This window comes from Streptococcus sp. HMSC078H03 (assembly GCF_001808655.1).
Taxonomy (GTDB): Bacteria; Bacillota; Bacilli; order Lactobacillales; family Streptococcaceae; genus Streptococcus; species Streptococcus salivarius_G.
Genome location: NZ_KV794107.1, coordinates 1 through 16064 on the forward strand (window position 1 = coordinate 1; position 16064 = coordinate 16064).

Consider the following 16064-nt stretch of genomic DNA (forward strand, 5'->3'; position numbering starts at 1 on the left):
AGGTTTCATTGCTGGACGTAGGTCTAGCTTTTTTTGTTAAGTTATTTACTTGTTAAAACTCTTAATTTCAGATATGATATGATTATATTTTATTTGAGAGGTATTATTATGTCGAATTTTGCATCAGAGTTTACACCTATTTCTATTTCTACTGCTAAAGATAAAATTTCTTCTACAGATAAGTTTATTTTATTTATTGGCCGTCCTTCTTGTCCATATTGTCAACTTTTTGAACCTAAATTATCTAATGTTGCACGTAATTCAAATCTTACTATTTTCTATATTAATAGTGAAAATAGTGAAGAACTTGAAGATATTCAAGCTTTACGTAAAAGATATGGTATTGCTACCGTCCCAGCTCTCTTTGTTTCAGAAAATGGAACTGCTAAGGTTGTTTGTGACTCTTCTCTTTCTGAGGATGACATTTTAGATTTTATTTCTTAATCTTTTTGGAGGTTCTTATGTTTATTTGTAAACACGAGGTCCAGTATTATGAAACAGATCGAATGGGTATTACTCATCATTCCAATTATGTACGATGGATGGAAGAGGCTAGAACTTTTTTTCTAAGAGAGATAGGTTGGCCTTATGAAAAAATTGAAGAGGAGGGAATTATCTCTCCTGTTACTTCAATTTCCTGTGACTATAAAGCTACTTCTACTTTTGCAGATGAGATTTCTATTGAGATTATTGTTAAAAGTGTTAAATCTGCTAGACTTTCTTTTGTATACCATATGGTAAATCAGAATGGTGTTCTTGTTTGTACAGCTGCTTCTGAACATAGTTTCTTATCTAAGGATGGTGGTTTTGTTAATCTTAAAAGAGATTATCCCTCATTTTTTAATCTTTTAAAAGAGCATTCAGTTATGCAATAAAAAAAGAAGAAAATCATTTTGATTTTCTTCTTTTTTTATTCAGCAAGCAGTTTTTGATAAATTGCTAAATTTTCATCATCAAATACGTTAAATATAACTTTTTTTATTATACTTGATTCATCAATAAAGGTTTTGACTGTTTGAATGGCGATTTTGGCAGCTTTTTGTTTTGGAAAATTGAAATCTCCAGTTGATAGACATGGAATAGCTATTGATTCAATGTTATTTTTCTCGGCTAGTGCTAATACTGAGAGATAGCTTTTTGCTAAAAGATCCTCATCAATTTGTGTCGGTTGGTCTACTATTTTCGGACCTACTGTATGAATGACAAAAGCAGAAGGAAGATTGTAAGCTGGGGTTATTTTAGCCATGCCAACAGGTTCTTCATATCCTTGTTCTAAGATGAGTTCGAAACAAGCTTGGCGTAACTGAACGCCTGCATATGTATGAATAGCATTATCTACACAATCATGAAGTGGTTTCATACATCCTAGTAAGGTTTTATTGGCTGCATTTACGATTGCGTCTACTTCAAGTCTTGTAATATCCCCCTTCCAGAGGTAGATTCGATCATCTTGTGGGATAGGCTGGAGTGAACTGAGTTGTACAAATCCACGTTCCCCTTTCCTAACTTGTAGGTAAAGGTCTTGTATTGTCAAGAATTGTGTTGATGCTGCCATTGGTTTACGTGTATTAAAGAGCGCTCTGAGAAGCTTTTGCTTTTCTTCGAGTTCTTCTGGGATAATCAAATCATGTAATTCTAGATTTTCTTTTTTGAGTTCACCTATGAGATAGGTAATCATTGCATCTTTATCCATATTTACTCATTTCTATTTTTATAGTTTTTTTATTATTATACTCCCAAGATAGGCTGTGAGCAAGTAATGTCTATGATAGGCAATGACTAATATTTGATAAGAATTTTTTATGTATGTATCAAATTCTTGCAATGGCCTTTAGAATCATATAGAATAGGTCTACAAAAGTTTTATAATGTCTAGGAGGATGAATATATGACACAAGTAGTAACAGATGCTACATTTGAACAAGAAACAGCTGAAGGACTCGTTTTGATTGATTTTTGGGCAACTTGGTGTGGGCCTTGCTTGATGCAAGCACCAATTCTTGAGCAACTTTCTGAAGAGATTTCAGAGGATGAACTTAAGATTGTTAAAATTGATGTTGATGAGAACCCAGAAACAGCTCAGAAGTTTGGAATCATGTCTATTCCAACTTTACTCTTCAAAAAAGATGGTGAGGTTGTTAAGCAAGTTGCAGGTGTACATACAAAAGAACAAATTAAAGCTATCGTTGCAGAGCTTAGCTAACTAATCTTCACAGTCCCGTTTAGGGATTTTTATTTTTAATTTATTCGAACGACGAGGAGAGTCTTATGTCTTATTCATTTCAAAATCCTAGTGCTGAGGTTATAGAATCTTATTTAAAATCAGCAAAGACGATTGCAATTGTTGGTTTATCTCATCGTAAGGAGGCAGCATCTTATCAGGTTGCTCATTTTCTACAAGCTGCTGGTTATCGTATCATACCAGTAAATCCCAAACTAGAAGGTCAGGAGCTTCTAGGAGAGCATGTTTATGCTTATCTTAAAGATATCCCATTTTCGATTGATATTGTTGATATATTTAGACGAAGTGAGTTTTTACCAGATGTTGCTTATGATTTTCTTGAGACGGATGCAAAAGTTTTTTGGAGTCAAATTGGTCTTGAGAATGAGGAGGCTGAGACTATTCTTCGTCAAGCGAATAGACAGGATATTGTAATGAATCGTTGTACAAAGATAGAATATATGCGACTCTTTGTTTAATAAAATGAAAAGGTGAGTGAGCTATGCTCGCTCGTTTTTGTTATAATAGACCTATGATTGAAATTTTTGATACGCATACCCACCTTAATGTGGATAATTTTGCAGGAAAAGAACAAGAAGAAATAGATTTTGCAGCTGAACTAGGTGTTATAAAAATGAATATTGTTGGTTTTGATAAGCCAACAATTGATAAATCTTTAGCACTATCAGAGAAGTATGATCAACTATATAGTACGATTGGATGGCATCCTACGGAAGCAGGGTCCTATTCTCAGGAAATTGAGGATATGATTGTATCACAATTGGATAATCCGAAAGTAGTGGCACTTGGGGAAATTGGTTTGGATTATTATTGGATGGAAGATCCTAAAGAGATTCAGATTGATGTCTTTAAGCGTCAAATAGCTTTGTCAAAGGAACACAATTTACCTTTTGTTGTCCATACACGTGATGCACTTGAGGATACTTACGCTGTTATTAAAGAAGTTGGTGTTGGTCCTCGTGGGGGGATTATGCACTCATACTCAGGATCCTTAGAAATGGCTCAAAAATTTGTTGATCTTGGAATGATGATTTCATTTTCAGGTGTTGTAACTTTTAAGAAGGCTTTGGATGTCCAAGAAGCTGCTCAGAAGTTACCTTTAGATAAGATTCTGGTTGAAACGGATGCGCCGTATTTGGCACCCGTTCCCAAACGTGGTCGCGAGAATCGTACAGGCTATACGCGTTACGTAGTAGATAAGATTGCTGAGCTTCGTGGTTTAACAAGTGCAGAGGTTGCTAGGGCTACTTATGATAATGCGATGAGGATTTTTGGTCTGGATGAATAAAATAAAAATTCAAGAAGTCATCGTGGTAGAAGGTAAGGATGATACGGCAAATTTGAGACGTTTTTATGAGGTGGATACCTATGAGACTAGAGGTTCTGCTATTAATGAAGACGACTTAGAGCGTATTGATAAGCTTAATGACTTACGCGGAGTGATTGTTTTTACTGATCCAGACTATAATGGTGAACGTATCCGTAAAATCATCATGGAAGCTGTTCCGACAGCAAAGCATGCTTTCTTAAACCGTGGGGAAGCAACACCGAAATCTAAGACTAAAGGTCGTTCATTGGGTGTTGAGCATGCAAGTTTTGAGGATCTTCAAAAGGCCTTATCTGGAGTTCTAGGTAGTTACGATGATGATAATCAGTTTGATATTAGTAAATCAAATCTTATGAAGTTAGGACTACTAATGGGAGCAGATAGTCGGAAGCGTCGAGAATATTTGGGCGAGGCGCTTCGTATTGGTTATTGCAATGGGAAGCAGCTTCTAAAACGTTTGGAATTGTTTGGAATCACTTTAGAGGAGCTGGAAGAGGCTATGTCAAATTACTAGACTACCAGTAATCTTAAAATCAAATCGCTATTAAGTAGTTTATTATAGAGGTTGGGATAATTAAGAATTTGGACTTGTTTTGTGTCCAAATATAAAAATCGTGAAATTAATAAGAAAAGAGAATAAATGAGAATTGCAGATTATAGCGTGACCAAGGCTGTCCTTGAGCGCCATGGCTTTACCTTTAAGAAGTCTTTAGGACAGAACTTCTTAACAGATACAAATATTTTACAAAAAATAGTTGATACGGCAGAGATTGATAAAAATGTCAATGTGATTGAAATTGGACCTGGTATCGGAGCATTAACAGAATTCTTGGCTGAAAATGCTGCGGAAGTTATGGCTTTTGAAATTGATGATCGATTGGTTCCGATTTTGGAGGATACATTACGTGATCATGATAATGTTAACGTGATTAATGAAGATGTTCTCAAGGCAGATTTACAGACACGGGTAAAAGAATTTAAAAATCCAGAACTACCAATTAAGGTCGTAGCCAATTTGCCATATTATATTACGACGCCAATCTTGATGCATTTGATTGAGAGTAAGATTCCTTTTGCAGAATTTGTCGTTATGATGCAAAAAGAAGTCGCTGACCGCATTTCTGCAGAGCCTAATAGCAAGGCTTATGGTTCTCTATCAATTGCCGTTCAGTATTATATGACTGCTAAAGTGGCATTCATTGTCCCTCGTACAGTCTTTGTACCAGCCCCTAATGTTGACTCAGCCATTTTGAAGATGACGCGTCGTGAACAACCGTTGGTTGAAGTTAAAGATGAGGATTTCCTTTTCCGAGTGGCTAAGGCTAGCTTTGTCCATCGTCGTAAGACATTGTGGAATAATTTAACAAATCATTTTGGTAAATCTGAAGAAGTAAAATCCAAACTTGAGCAGGCTTTGGAAATTGTAGATATAAAACCTTCTATTCGTGGAGAGGCTTTATCTATTTCTGATTTTGCACACTTATCAGATGCTTTGAGAGAAGCAGGCCTATAATTCAAAAATCCCACTGAATCTCAGTGGGATTTTTAGCTATGCGGAGAAAGGGATTTGAACCCTCACGCTTGAAAAAGCACATGCGCCTGAAGCATGCGTGTCTGCCATTCCACCACCTCCGCAGATGATATGCCTATTATACTGCAATCTATTGAAAATGCAAGGAGGTCTATGGGAAATGGAAGATCCGTTTTTTTTGTTCCAGAAAAGCTTTCTAATTTGTGATATAATAGGGCTATTAAACGAATGAGGAGTTCACTTGCAAGGAAGAATTATCAAAGCACTGGCAGGTTTCTATTATGTAGAGCATGATGGTGTTGTATACCAGACGCGTGCACGAGGAAATTTTAGAAAAAAAGGACAAACACCTTATGTTGGAGATTTTGTTGAATTTTCAGCAGAGGAAAATTCAGAAGGATATATCCTTAAAATTGGTCAACGAATCAATAGTTTAGTGCGTCCACCCATTGTCAATATAGATCAGGCTGTGGTTATTATGTCTGCTAAGGAACCCGATTTTAATAGTAATCTTTTGGATCGTTTTTTGGTTTTACTAGAGCATAAAAATATAAAGCCTGTAATCTATATTTCTAAGATGGATTTGGTTGAAGATGATTCAGAAATGAAGGCCATTCAAAAACAGTATCAAAAAATTGGTTTTGATTTTGTCTTCAGTTTGGAAGAACTATTGCCGCTCTTGACTGATAAAATAACAGTCTTTATGGGACAGACAGGTGTTGGAAAATCAACTTTGTTGAACCGTATTGCCCCGCAGTTACATTTAGAAACAGGTGAGATTTCAGACAGTCTAGGTCGTGGACGTCATACTACAAGGGCTGTAAGTCTTTATGACGCTCATGGTGGGAAGATTGCTGACACACCAGGATTCTCATCGCTAGATTATGAAGTGGATAATGCAGAGGACTTGAGTGAAGCTTTTCCGGAAATCCGTCAAGCTAGTCATGGTTGTAAATTCCGTTCTTGTACTCATACCCATGAGCCTTCTTGTGCAGTTAAGGATGAGGTTGAGGCAGGTCAAATCTGGCAAGTCCGTTATGATAATTACCTTCAATTTTTAAGTGAAATTGAAAATCGTCGTGAAACATATAAAAAAACTGTAAAAAGAAAGTAGGTCTCTCATGTCATATAAAATTGCTCCTTCTATCCTAGCTGCTGATTACGCTAATTTTGCTTCAGAACTAGCTCGTATTGATGCATCAGGTGCGGAATATGTTCACATTGATATTATGGATGGTCAATTTGTTCCTAATATCAGTTGGGGAGCAGATGTGGTTGCTAGCATGCGTAAACATAGCAAGTTAGTTTTTGACTGCCACCTTATGGTTGTTGATCCTGAGCGTTATGTGGATGCCTATGCACAAGCTGGTGCAGATATCATGACCATTCATGTTGAAGCCACTAAGCATATCCATGGTGCCCTCCAGAAAATCAAAGCTGCTGGTATGAAAGCAGGTGTTGTGATTAATCCTGGAACCCCAGTTGAGGCACTTATTCCTGTACTTGATTTAGTGGATCAAGTACTTATCATGACTGTAAATCCAGGTTTTGGTGGTCAGGCGTTCATTCCAGAAATGATGTCTAAAGTAGAGCGTGTTGTGGAGCTTCGCGAAAAAGGTGGCTATTCATTCGATATTGAAGTTGATGGTGGTGTAGATAACAACACTATTGCAGCATGTGCCAAGGCGGGGGCTAATGTTTTTGTAGCGGGCTCTTACCTCTTCAAAAATCCTGATTTGACAGCACAAGTTCAAACGCTTCGTGATGCTATCGATGCCTAAAATAGCTTTATTTGTCGGTGGTGAGCTAGAGTGGTTCACTACCGATTTTGATTATTTTGTTGGGGTGGATCGTGCGTGCTTACGTTTGTTGGAGTTAGGTTTACCTCTTGATTTGGCTGTCGGAGACTTTGATTCAGTATCTCGGTCAGAGTTAGAGATGATTCAATCAGCTGCCAAAGATTGTATGATTGCTCCAGCTGAAAAGGATGATACGGATACAGAGTTAGCCCTAAAAATTATATTTCAGTTATATCCTGAGGCGGAAGTAACTATTTTCGGTGCTTTTGGTGGCAGAATTGATCATATGTTATCAAATATATTTTTGGTCAGCGATCCTGAATTGGCTCCTTTTATGAGGCGTATCTGTTTGCGAGATAAGCAAAATAAGATTACTTATTATCCAGAAGGAAGTCATAAAGTTTTACCAGAACCTGGAATGACATATGTTTCTTTTTTACATGAAGGTGATAGAGAACTGACGATTTTGGGAGCAAAATACGAATTAACTAGTATGAATTATTTCCAGAAGAAAATCTATTCTAGCAATGAATTCGTTGATGGTCCGATTCAAGTGCTTGTGCCAAATGGATATGTGATTGTCATCCAGACTAAAGATAGGAGTTAGTATGATCTATCTACTTACACTTTTAACCTTATTAAGCTTGGGGATTCTTATTGCTCTTTTCTTGAAGAATATGGAGTTAAAAGAACAGATTAATAAGAGTTTGGAAGAAAATGCAGATAATCTTTCAGATCAAGTTTCGTTTCAATTGGAATCTTTTGCTAAGACAAACCAACTAGAAACGACAAAGCAATTGAACCAATTGCAGATGGAACTATATCAACAGTTGACAGATATCCGAGAGGTTTTACATCAAAATTTGTCTGATAATCGAGACCGTTCTGACCAACGCCTTGAGCAAATAAACCAAAGCTTAACCAAAGCTGTCAAAGATATGCAGGATTCCAATGAGAAACGTTTGGAACAAATGCGTCAAACAGTTGAAGAGAAACTTGAGCAAACCTTACAAACACGTTTACAAGCCTCTTTTGAGACGGTTTCAAGACAATTAGAGTCGGTTAACCAGGGCTTGGGGGAAATGAAAAATGTAGCCAAGGATGTTGGAAGTCTTAACAAGGTCCTTTCAAATACAAAAACACGAGGTATTTTGGGAGAGCTTCAATTAGGGCAAATTATTGAAGACATATTGACTGTTAATCAGTACGAGCGAGAATTTCCTACGGTATCAGGTTCAAGTGAACGAGTTGAATATGCAATCAAAATGCCAGGAAACCATAAAGATGAATATATCTACCTTCCCATTGATTCTAAGTTTCCTTTGGAAGATTACTATCGTCTGGAAGATGCTTATGAGTCTGGTAATAAAGAGGAGATTGAGAATCACCGTAAGTCACTTCTGACTAGTATTAAGCGATTTGCAAAGGATATTAACAAGAAGTATCTTAACCCACCTGAAACAACAAATTTTGGTATATTATTTTTACCGACGGAAGGACTTTATGCTGAGGTAGTACGTCAACCGGCCTTCTTTGACGCCCTTCGTCGCGAGGAGAATATTGTTATCGCAGGTCCGTCAACCTTATCAGCACTCTTGAATTCATTGTCTGTAGGATTTAGAACTTTGAATATTCAAAAGAATGCGGATGATATTAGTAAGATTTTAGGCAACGTCAAACTAGAGTTTGGCAGGTTTGGAGATATGTTAGCTAAAGCTCAGAAACAATTGAATACAGCAAGTAAAACCGTCGATAGTCTTCTTAACACAAGGAGTAGGGCAATTGTTAGAGCTCTTGATACAATTGAAACCTATCAAGACAGTGCGACACAAAGTTTGTTGGATTTACCACGATTAGAAAACGAGGACAAGCATGAAGATTAATCAAATGAAAAAAGACGAGTATTTTGAAGGTTTTTATCTGATTAAGCGTGCAGAGGTACGTAAGACAAGAGCAGGAAAGGATTACATTGCCTTTACATTCCAGGATGATACTGGAGAGATTTCAGGCAACCTATGGGATGCTCAACCTTATAATGTCGAAGAATTTACCGCAGGTAAAGTAGTGCATATGGAGGGACGTCGAGAGGTTTATAATAATACTCCTCAGGTAAACCAAATTACCTTACGCTTGCCTACATTTGGTGAGCCAAATGATCCAGCTGATTTCAAAGAGAAACCACCAGTAAATCCTTCCGAAGTACGCGAATACCTAGAGCAAATGATTTTCAAGATTGAGGAAGCAACTTGGCAGCGTGTTGTTCGTGCCCTTTATCGAAAGTATAATAAAGAGTTTTTCACTTTTCCAGCTGCTAAAACAAATCATCATGCCTTTGAAAGTGGACTAGCCTATCATACAGCTACTATGGTTCGCTTAGCGGACAGCATTGGAGATATTTATCCAGAGCTCAATAAGAGTCTACTCTTTGCCGGAATTATGCTTCATGATTTAGCTAAGGTTATTGAACTTACTGGTCCTGAAAATACTGAGTATACGGTTCGTGGAAACTTGATTGGTCATATTGCTTTGATTGATGAAGAAATCACTAAGGTGCTCATGGAGCTCAATATTGATGATACGCGTGAGGATGTCGTTGTTTTGCGTCATGTTATTCTCAGCCACCACGGACAACTAGAGTATGGTAGCCCAGTGCGACCTCGTATTATGGAAGCAGAAATTATTCATATGATTGATAATCTTGATGCCAGTATGATGATGATGACGACAGCCCTTAACCTAGTAGGTCCAGGAGAAATGACAAATCGTCTCTTTGCTATGGATAATCGTTCTTTCTACAAGCCAAAATTTGATTAAAATCGAAATTAAGCGAGCATTTTATATGAAAATGTTCGTTTTTTGCTGTATTATGGTATAATAGTTAAAAAGTACAGAAAATATAGGTAACATATGAAATTAAAACGAAGTGAGCGCATGGTAGTGATTTCAAACTACCTGATTAATAATCCTTATCAATTGACAAGCCTCAACACCTTTGCAGAACGTTATGAAGCTGCAAAGTCTTCAATCTCAGAAGATGTTGCTATCATTAAAAAAGCTTTTGAGGAAAGTCAAATAGGAGAAATCGAAACAGTAACGGGTGCATCTGGTGGCGTTATGTTTACACCAACTATTTCTGATGAAGATGCAAGAAGTCTGGTTGAAGATCTTTGTAAACGTCTTTCCGAGAGTGATCGTATCTTACCAGGTGGTTATCTCTACCTATCTGATTTACTGAGTACACCGTCTATTTTGAAAAATGTTGGTCGTATCATTGCCAGTGCCTTTAAAGGGCAAAAAATTGATGCCGTTATGACAGTTGCAACTAAAGGAGTTCCTTTAGCAAATGCAGTAGCAGATGTCTTGAACATTCCATTTGTTATCGTTCGTCGTGACTTGAAAATTACAGAAGGTTCAACCGTATCGGTAAACTATGTTAGTGGTTCAAGTGATCGTATTGAAAAGATGTTCCTTTCAAAACGTAGTTTGAAACCAAATAGCCGCGTCCTTATTGTTGATGATTTTCTTAAAGGTGGTGGTACCATTACGGGTATGATTAGCTTGCTTTCAGAATTTGATAGTGAGTTAGTAGGTGTAGCTGTATTCGCAGAAAATGCTAAAGGTGACCGTGATATCCATGAATATAAATCCCTACTTACTGTTTCTGACATTGATGTAAAAGCACAGAAGGTAGAAGTTGAAGTCGGTAATATTTTTGACAAATAATTAATCTACGATAGTATTCCTAATTTAACGATTAGGAATTTTTCTTTTTAACAAGAAAGTCTTGACAATAATTATCAAAAAATGATACTATATTAGACGGTACTTTTTACTTTTGGTCTCTCAAAAGTGTACAGAGACGTGCTGACATAAGTTGCAAAAGTACACACAGATATGGGCTGTCACCAAGTGCCATATCAACCAAAAATAAAAAAACACAGGAGAATGTAGATGCCTACAATTAACCAATTGGTTCGTAAACCACGTCAATCAAAAGTTGTAAAATCTAAATCACCAGCTTTGAACGTTGGTTACAACAGCCACAAAAAAGTTCAAACTAACGTATCTTCACCACAAAAACGTGGTGTTGCAACACGTGTTGGAACAATGACACCTAAGAAACCTAACTCAGCCCTTCGTAAATTCGCTCGTGTACGTTTGAGCAACCTTATCGAAGTTACTGCTTACATCCCAGGTATCGGACACAACCTCCAAGAACACAGCGTTGTTCTTATCCGTGGTGGACGTGTAAAAGACCTTCCAGGGGTACGTTACCACATCGTCCGTGGTGCACTTGATACTGCAGGTGTAGCTGATCGTAAACAAAGCCGTTCTAAATACGGTGCTAAACGTCCTAAAGGATAAGAAGGGAGATAAGATAAAATGAGTCGTAAAAATAGAGCGCCTAAACGCGAAGTATTGGCAGATCCATTGTACAATTCAAAAATCGTTACACGTCTTATCAACCGTGTAATGCTTGACGGTAAACGTGGTACTGCTGCAACAATCGTATACGATGCTTTCGAGCAAATCAAAGAAGCAACTGGAAACGATGCTCTTGAAGTATTTGAAACAGCTATGGACAACATCATGCCTGTACTTGAAGTACGTGCACGTCGTGTCGGTGGTTCAAACTACCAAGTCCCAGTTGAAGTTCGTCCAGAACGTCGTACAACTCTTGGTCTTCGTTGGTTGGTTAACGCATCACGTGCGCGTGGTGAACACACTATGAAAGATCGTCTTGCAAAAGAAATCATGGATGCTGCAAACAACACTGGTGCATCAGTTAAGAAACGTGAAGATACTCACAAAATGGCTGAAGCAAACCGTGCCTTTGCACACTTCCGCTGGTAATCATAAGTTTCAAGCTGAATTACAGTCATATATTCATAAGCTAAGATTATGGATTTGTAATAGGCTGACTCTGAATTCAAATAATATTATTCATATCATTTGAAAACCAGTTAAATATTAGTGAAAAAACGGGTAGGTCCTGCCTATCCGTTTTTTGACAATAATGTTATAATAAATAAGTAAACTAAAATATTTATAGGAGAATAAACCTAATGGCACGCGAATTTTCACTTGCAAAAACTCGTAATATCGGTATCATGGCCCACGTCGATGCCGGTAAAACAACTACAACAGAGCGTATCCTTTACTACACTGGTAAAATCCACAAAATCGGTGAAACTCACGAAGGTGCATCACAAATGGACTGGATGGAGCAAGAACAAGAGCGTGGTATCACAATCACATCTGCCGCTACAACAGCACAATGGGATGGTCACCGCGTTAACATCATCGATACACCAGGACACGTGGACTTCACAATCGAAGTACAACGTTCACTCCGTGTATTGGATGGTGCCGTAACCGTTCTTGACTCACAATCAGGTGTAGAACCTCAAACTGAAACAGTTTGGCGTCAAGCAACTGAGTATGGTGTTCCACGTATCGTATTTGCCAACAAAATGGATAAAATCGGTGCAGACTTCCTTTACTCAGTAAGCACACTTCACGATCGTCTTCAAGCAAACGCACACCCAATCCAATTGCCAATCGGTGCTGAAGATGATTTCCGTGGTATCATTGACTTGATTAAAATGAAAGCTGAAATCTATACTAATGACCTTGGTACAGATATTCTTGAAGAAGATATTCCAGCTGATTACGTTGATCAAGCAAACGAATACCGTGAAAAATTGATCGAAGCAGTTGCTGAAACTGACGAAGATTTGATGATGAAATACCTTGAAGGTGAAGAAATCACTAACGAGGAATTGAAAGCAGCTATCCGTCGTGCAACAATCAACGTTGAATTCTTCCCAGTTCTTTGTGGTTCTGCCTTCAAGAACAAAGGTGTTCAATTGATGCTTGATGCGGTTATCGATTACCTTCCAAGCCCACTTGATATCCCTGCAATCAAAGGTATCAACCCAGATACAGACGAAGAAGAAACTCGTCCAGCATCTGATGATGAGCCATTTGCAGCTCTTGCCTTCAAGATTATGACTGACCCATTTGTAGGTCGTTTGACATTTATCCGTGTTTACTCAGGTATCCTTCAATCAGGTTCATATGTAATGAACACATCTAAAGGTAAACGTGAACGTATCGGACGTATCCTTCAAATGCACGCTAACAGCCGTCAAGAAATTGAACAAGTATACGCTGGTGATATCGCTGCTGCTATCGGTTTGAAAGATACTACAACTGGTGACTCATTGACTGATGAAAAAGCTAAAGTTATTCTTGAGTCAATCGAAGTTCCAGAACCAGTTATCCAATTGATGGTTGAGCCTAAGACTAAAGCTGACCAAGATAAGATGGGTATCGGTCTTCAAAAACTTGCTGAAGAAGATCCAACATTCCGTGTTGAAACTAACCCTGAAACTGGTGAAACAGTTATCTCTGGTATGGGTGAACTTCACCTTGATGTCCTTGTTGACCGTTTGAAACGTGAACACAAAGTTGAAGCAAACGTTGGTGCTCCACAAGTATCTTACCGTGAAACATTCCGTGCTGGAACACAAGCACGTGGATTCTTCAAACGTCAATCTGGTGGTAAAGGTCAGTTTGGTGATGTTTGGATTGAATTTACTCCAAATGAAGAAGGTAAAGGTTTCGAATTCGAAAATGCTATCGTCGGTGGTGTGGTTCCACGTGAATTCATCCCTGCAGTAGAAAAAGGATTGGAAGAATCTATGGCTAACGGTGTCCTTGCTGGATACCCAATGGTTGACATCAAAGCTAAACTTTACGATGGTTCATACCACGATGTCGATTCATCTGAAACTGCCTTCAAGATCGCTGCATCTCTTGCACTTAAAGAAGCTGCTAAGACTGCACAACCAACTATTCTTGAACCAATGATGCTTGTAACAATCACTGTTCCTGAAGAAAACCTTGGTGATGTTATGGGTCACGTTACAGCTCGTCGTGGACGTGTTGATGGTATGGAAGCACACGGTAACAGCCAAATCGTTCGTGCATATGTTCCACTTGCTGAAATGTTCGGTTATGCAACAACACTTCGTTCTGCAACTCAAGGTCGTGGTACATTCATGATGGTATTTGACCACTATGAAGATGTTCCTAAATCAGTTCAAGAAGAAATCATCAAGAAAAATTCTGGTGAAGCTTAATTAGAACTTATAAAGTTAGGGTACTTATGAAAGTAAGTGCCTTTTCTATTTGCAATTTTTTGAAAAAAATTATATAATATGACTGTTGAAAGGTTGAATTGAAAGCGTTCAAGTTAATCTTTTCACAATAGGGAGAGCTTGCTCTCAAAATTATATTTATTTGATTTTCATAAGGAGGAAATCACTAATGGTAGTTAAAGTTGGTATTAACGGTTTCGGTCGTATCGGTCGTCTTGCTTTCCGTCGTATCCAAAACGTAGAAGGTGTTGAAGTTACACGCATCAACGACCTTACAGATCCAGTTATGCTTGCACACTTGTTGAAATACGACACAACTCAAGGTCGTTTCGACGGTACTGTTGAAGTTAAAGATGGTGGATTTGAAGTTAACGGTAAATTCGTTAAAGTTTCTGCTGAACGTGACCCAGAACAAATTGACTGGGCTAACGACGGTGTAGAAATCGTTCTTGAAGCAACTGGTTTCTTTGCTACTAAAGCAGCTGCTGAAAAACACTTGCATGCTGGTGGTGCTAAGAAAGTTGTTATCACTGCTCCTGGTGGATCAGATGTTAAAACAGTCGTATTTAACACTAACCACGATATTCTTGATGGTACTGAAACAGTTATCTCAGGTGCTTCATGTACTACAAACTGTTTGGCTCCAATGGCTAAAGCTCTTCATGACAACTTCGGTATCGTTGAAGGTTTGATGACTACTATCCACGCTTACACTGGTGACCAAATGGTTCTTGACGGACCACACCGTAAAGGTGACCTTCGCCGTGCTCGTGCTGCTGCAGCTAACATCGTTCCTAACTCAACTGGTGCTGCTAAAGCAATCGGTTTGGTTATCCCTGAATTGAACGGTAAATTGGACGGAGCTGCTCAACGTGTTCCTGTTCCAACTGGTTCAGTAACTGAATTGGTAGCAGTTCTTGACAAGAACGTTACTGTTGATGAAGTAAACGCAGCTATGAAAGAAGCTTCTAACGAATCATACGGATACACTGAAGATCCAATCGTATCTTCTGATATCGTAGGTATGTCATTCGGTTCATTGTTTGACGCAACTCAAACTAAAGTTCTTGACGTTGACGGTAAACAATTGGTTAAAGTTGTTTCATGGTATGACAACGAAATGTCTTACACTTCACAACTTGTTCGTACTCTTGAATACTTCGCAAAAATTGCTAAATAATTCAATTGTATAAAAAGAAGAGCTTCGGCTCTTTTTTTATTTCTCAAAATAATAAAACAGCCGTATAAATTGGCTGTTATAATCTCAGTAGTATTGTGATTTATGAATAAGCTAGAAGGCATTCCAAATAAGTAGAAAGAGCATGACACAACCCCAGGCGTTTTTATTATGTTTTTGTATGGCTAGCATACCATAAATAAGTATAAAAACGGTAAGTGATTCAAATAGGGTATAGATATCAAAACCAATAATTCCATGGATAAGGAGGCAAAAAATCGCACAAGTTATTGCCCCACTATCTAACCAAGTGTAAGGAGATGGAAAACGTATGCGTATCTTTTCAGCGATGACTACATAGTTAAATCCTTCCCAGAATCCCCAAATAAGACAGATGAATAGGTATGCCAGGATATTACTAGGAAATGATTGTCTCATTACTTCTTTTGTTAATTGTATTGATTGAAGCGGTAGATAGGAATGAATCTGATGAGTAAGTCCTTTAAATATGATAAGTGGTAAGGCTATAAGAGGAGATTGAAAAAGGGTAGGAACTAGATTTTTGGTGATTAATCCAAAGTGTCTGAAAGATTCTTTACGATAAAGCATAACAGTACCGGTTCCCAAGCCTGCAATGGTAAATTGACAACTAGCTAATAAGATTAATCGAAGCCATAGCGGTACTGAGGTTTGGGTAGTGTAGGAAAAAAGAGTTGCTTTAAAAGTAAGAAAGAGGAGAAGAGGAACAAGGGTAAGAATGAGGATTACATTTAGATCATAGTCAGCTTGTTTCTGACTCTCGTTTAGTTGTTTTTTCATAGC

General features: G+C 38.0%; 19 protein-coding genes and 1 tRNA gene. 17 read left to right on the plus strand and 3 right to left on the minus strand.

Annotated elements, in window-relative coordinates:
• The first annotated feature begins 108 nt into the window (after positions 1–108).
• Together traF and HMPREF2607_RS05195 are read left to right on the plus strand one after the other, a co-directional pair.
• Positions 109–444 carry a DUF6568 family protein gene (traF, locus tag HMPREF2607_RS05190; RefSeq protein WP_048790120.1) on the plus strand — a complete coding sequence of 112 codons (336 nt, stop codon included), beginning with the start codon at positions 109–111 and terminating at the stop codon, positions 442–444.
• Between the two features lie 17 nt (positions 445–461).
• Positions 462–875: an acyl-CoA thioesterase gene (locus tag HMPREF2607_RS05195; protein WP_002884641.1), complete on the plus strand. Its 414-nt coding sequence runs from the start codon at positions 462–464 to the stop codon at positions 873–875.
• A gap of 35 nt (positions 876–910) precedes the next feature.
• On the opposite strand, the gene HMPREF2607_RS05200 is transcribed toward HMPREF2607_RS05195, so the two are convergent.
• Positions 911–1693, minus strand: a complete 783-nt coding sequence (locus HMPREF2607_RS05200; RefSeq protein ID WP_021143587.1) for a protein-ADP-ribose hydrolase — start codon at positions 1691–1693, stop codon at positions 911–913.
• 195 nt (positions 1694–1888) lie between these two features.
• Here HMPREF2607_RS05200 and trxA point away from each other — a divergent pair, with 195 nt between their 5' ends.
• The 5 genes from trxA (at position 1889) to rsmA (ending at position 5082) form a co-directional block, all read left to right on the plus strand.
• The gene (gene trxA / locus HMPREF2607_RS05205; RefSeq protein ID WP_002884315.1) at positions 1889–2203 is read left to right on the plus strand and encodes a thioredoxin; all 315 of its coding nucleotides are present in this window, start codon (positions 1889–1891) and stop codon (positions 2201–2203) included.
• 65 nt (positions 2204–2268) lie between these two features.
• Positions 2269–2700, plus strand: a complete 432-nt coding sequence (locus HMPREF2607_RS05210) for a CoA-binding protein (protein ID WP_021143588.1) — start codon at positions 2269–2271, stop codon at positions 2698–2700.
• Between the two features lie 53 nt (positions 2701–2753).
• Entirely contained in the window at positions 2754–3530 is a 777-nt protein-coding gene (locus HMPREF2607_RS05215; protein ID WP_070476309.1) for a TatD family hydrolase, read from the plus strand.
• Positions 3523–4083: a ribonuclease M5 gene (gene rnmV, locus HMPREF2607_RS05220; protein WP_021143590.1), complete on the plus strand. Its 561-nt coding sequence runs from the start codon at positions 3523–3525 to the stop codon at positions 4081–4083. Before HMPREF2607_RS05215 ends, rnmV begins: the two co-directional genes overlap by 8 nt.
• Positions 4084–4209: 126 nt before the next feature.
• Positions 4210–5082, plus strand: coding sequence for a 16S rRNA (adenine(1518)-N(6)/adenine(1519)-N(6))-dimethyltransferase RsmA (rsmA, locus tag HMPREF2607_RS05225; protein WP_070476233.1), 873 nt, complete (start codon positions 4210–4212; stop codon positions 5080–5082).
• Between the two features lie 39 nt (positions 5083–5121).
• Here rsmA and HMPREF2607_RS05230 read toward each other — a convergent pair.
• Positions 5122–5204, minus strand: a tRNA-Leu gene (locus tag HMPREF2607_RS05230).
• A 137-nt stretch (positions 5205–5341) separates the two neighbouring features.
• Here HMPREF2607_RS05230 and rsgA point away from each other — a divergent pair.
• The 10 genes from rsgA (at position 5342) to gap (ending at position 15245) form a co-directional block, all read left to right on the plus strand.
• Positions 5342–6214, plus strand: a complete 873-nt coding sequence (gene rsgA, locus HMPREF2607_RS05235) for a ribosome small subunit-dependent GTPase A (protein WP_070476235.1) — start codon at positions 5342–5344, stop codon at positions 6212–6214.
• 7 nt (positions 6215–6221) lie between these two features.
• Positions 6222–6881: a ribulose-phosphate 3-epimerase gene (gene rpe, locus HMPREF2607_RS05240; RefSeq protein WP_002884311.1), complete on the plus strand. Its 660-nt coding sequence runs from the start codon at positions 6222–6224 to the stop codon at positions 6879–6881.
• Positions 6874–7506, plus strand: a complete 633-nt coding sequence (locus HMPREF2607_RS05245) for a thiamine diphosphokinase (RefSeq protein ID WP_070476236.1) — start codon at positions 6874–6876, stop codon at positions 7504–7506. The genes rpe and HMPREF2607_RS05245 overlap by 8 nt, the downstream gene beginning before the upstream one ends.
• Position 7507: 1 nt before the next feature.
• Positions 7508–8782 (plus strand): DNA recombination protein RmuC, encoded by a 1275-nt coding sequence (locus HMPREF2607_RS05250; protein ID WP_048674992.1) that lies wholly within the window; start codon positions 7508–7510, stop codon positions 8780–8782.
• On the plus strand, positions 8772–9713 hold the full coding sequence (locus tag HMPREF2607_RS05255; protein ID WP_002884679.1) for a 3'-5' exoribonuclease YhaM family protein: 942 nt from the start codon (positions 8772–8774) through the stop codon (positions 9711–9713). Before HMPREF2607_RS05250 ends, HMPREF2607_RS05255 begins: the two co-directional genes overlap by 11 nt.
• 93 nt (positions 9714–9806) lie before the next feature.
• Positions 9807–10622 (plus strand): pur operon repressor, encoded by an 816-nt coding sequence (purR, locus tag HMPREF2607_RS05260; protein WP_002891918.1) that lies wholly within the window; start codon positions 9807–9809, stop codon positions 10620–10622.
• A gap of 228 nt (positions 10623–10850) precedes the next feature.
• Positions 10851–11264 carry a 30S ribosomal protein S12 gene (gene rpsL / locus HMPREF2607_RS05265; RefSeq protein ID WP_002884809.1) on the plus strand — a complete coding sequence of 138 codons (414 nt, stop codon included), beginning with the start codon at positions 10851–10853 and terminating at the stop codon, positions 11262–11264.
• Positions 11265–11282: 18 nt separating this feature from the next.
• Complete coding sequence (gene rpsG, locus HMPREF2607_RS05270) at positions 11283–11753, plus strand: 30S ribosomal protein S7 (protein ID WP_002884746.1); 471 nt, start codon at positions 11283–11285, stop codon at positions 11751–11753.
• 212 nt (positions 11754–11965) lie between these two features.
• Positions 11966–14047, plus strand: coding sequence for an elongation factor G (fusA, locus tag HMPREF2607_RS05275; RefSeq protein WP_002884537.1), 2082 nt, complete (start codon positions 11966–11968; stop codon positions 14045–14047).
• Between the two features lie 187 nt (positions 14048–14234).
• Positions 14235–15245: a type I glyceraldehyde-3-phosphate dehydrogenase gene (gap, locus tag HMPREF2607_RS05280; RefSeq protein ID WP_021143596.1), complete on the plus strand. Its 1011-nt coding sequence runs from the start codon at positions 14235–14237 to the stop codon at positions 15243–15245.
• Between the two features lie 111 nt (positions 15246–15356).
• Here the strand turns inward: gap and HMPREF2607_RS05285 are convergent, their stop codons facing one another.
• A complete protein-coding gene (locus HMPREF2607_RS05285) occupies positions 15357–16061 on the minus strand; it encodes a hypothetical protein (protein ID WP_070476237.1) in 705 nt (234 codons plus the stop codon).
• Between the last annotated feature and the right edge of the window lie 3 nt (positions 16062–16064).

Bases quoted from the DNA above. Each gene is read 5' to 3' on its own strand.
- traF (WP_048790120.1), top strand. From the start codon at position 109: ATGTCGAATTTTGCATCAGAGTTTACACCTATTTCTATTTCTACTGCT.
- HMPREF2607_RS05195 (WP_002884641.1), top strand. From the start codon at position 462: ATGTTTATTTGTAAACACGAGGTCCAGTATTATGAAACAGATCGAATG.
- HMPREF2607_RS05200 (WP_021143587.1), bottom strand. From the start codon at position 1,693: ATGGATAAAGATGCAATGATTACCTATCTCATAGGTGAACTCAAAAAA.
- trxA (WP_002884315.1), top strand. From the start codon at position 1,889: ATGACACAAGTAGTAACAGATGCTACATTTGAACAAGAAACAGCTGAA.
- HMPREF2607_RS05210 (WP_021143588.1), top strand. From the start codon at position 2,269: ATGTCTTATTCATTTCAAAATCCTAGTGCTGAGGTTATAGAATCTTAT.
- HMPREF2607_RS05215 (WP_070476309.1), top strand. From the start codon at position 2,754: ATGATTGAAATTTTTGATACGCATACCCACCTTAATGTGGATAATTTT.
- rnmV (WP_021143590.1), top strand. From the start codon at position 3,523: ATGAATAAAATAAAAATTCAAGAAGTCATCGTGGTAGAAGGTAAGGAT.
- rsmA (WP_070476233.1), top strand. From the start codon at position 4,210: ATGAGAATTGCAGATTATAGCGTGACCAAGGCTGTCCTTGAGCGCCAT.
- rpe (WP_002884311.1), top strand. From the start codon at position 6,222: ATGTCATATAAAATTGCTCCTTCTATCCTAGCTGCTGATTACGCTAAT.
- HMPREF2607_RS05245 (WP_070476236.1), top strand. From the start codon at position 6,874: ATGCCTAAAATAGCTTTATTTGTCGGTGGTGAGCTAGAGTGGTTCACT.
- HMPREF2607_RS05250 (WP_048674992.1), top strand. From the start codon at position 7,508: ATGATCTATCTACTTACACTTTTAACCTTATTAAGCTTGGGGATTCTT.
- HMPREF2607_RS05255 (WP_002884679.1), top strand. From the start codon at position 8,772: ATGAAGATTAATCAAATGAAAAAAGACGAGTATTTTGAAGGTTTTTAT.
- purR (WP_002891918.1), top strand. From the start codon at position 9,807: ATGAAATTAAAACGAAGTGAGCGCATGGTAGTGATTTCAAACTACCTG.
- rpsL (WP_002884809.1), top strand. From the start codon at position 10,851: ATGCCTACAATTAACCAATTGGTTCGTAAACCACGTCAATCAAAAGTT.
- rpsG (WP_002884746.1), top strand. From the start codon at position 11,283: ATGAGTCGTAAAAATAGAGCGCCTAAACGCGAAGTATTGGCAGATCCA.
- fusA (WP_002884537.1), top strand. From the start codon at position 11,966: ATGGCACGCGAATTTTCACTTGCAAAAACTCGTAATATCGGTATCATG.
- gap (WP_021143596.1), top strand. From the start codon at position 14,235: ATGGTAGTTAAAGTTGGTATTAACGGTTTCGGTCGTATCGGTCGTCTT.
- HMPREF2607_RS05285 (WP_070476237.1), bottom strand. From the start codon at position 16,061: ATGAAAAAACAACTAAACGAGAGTCAGAAACAAGCTGACTATGATCTA.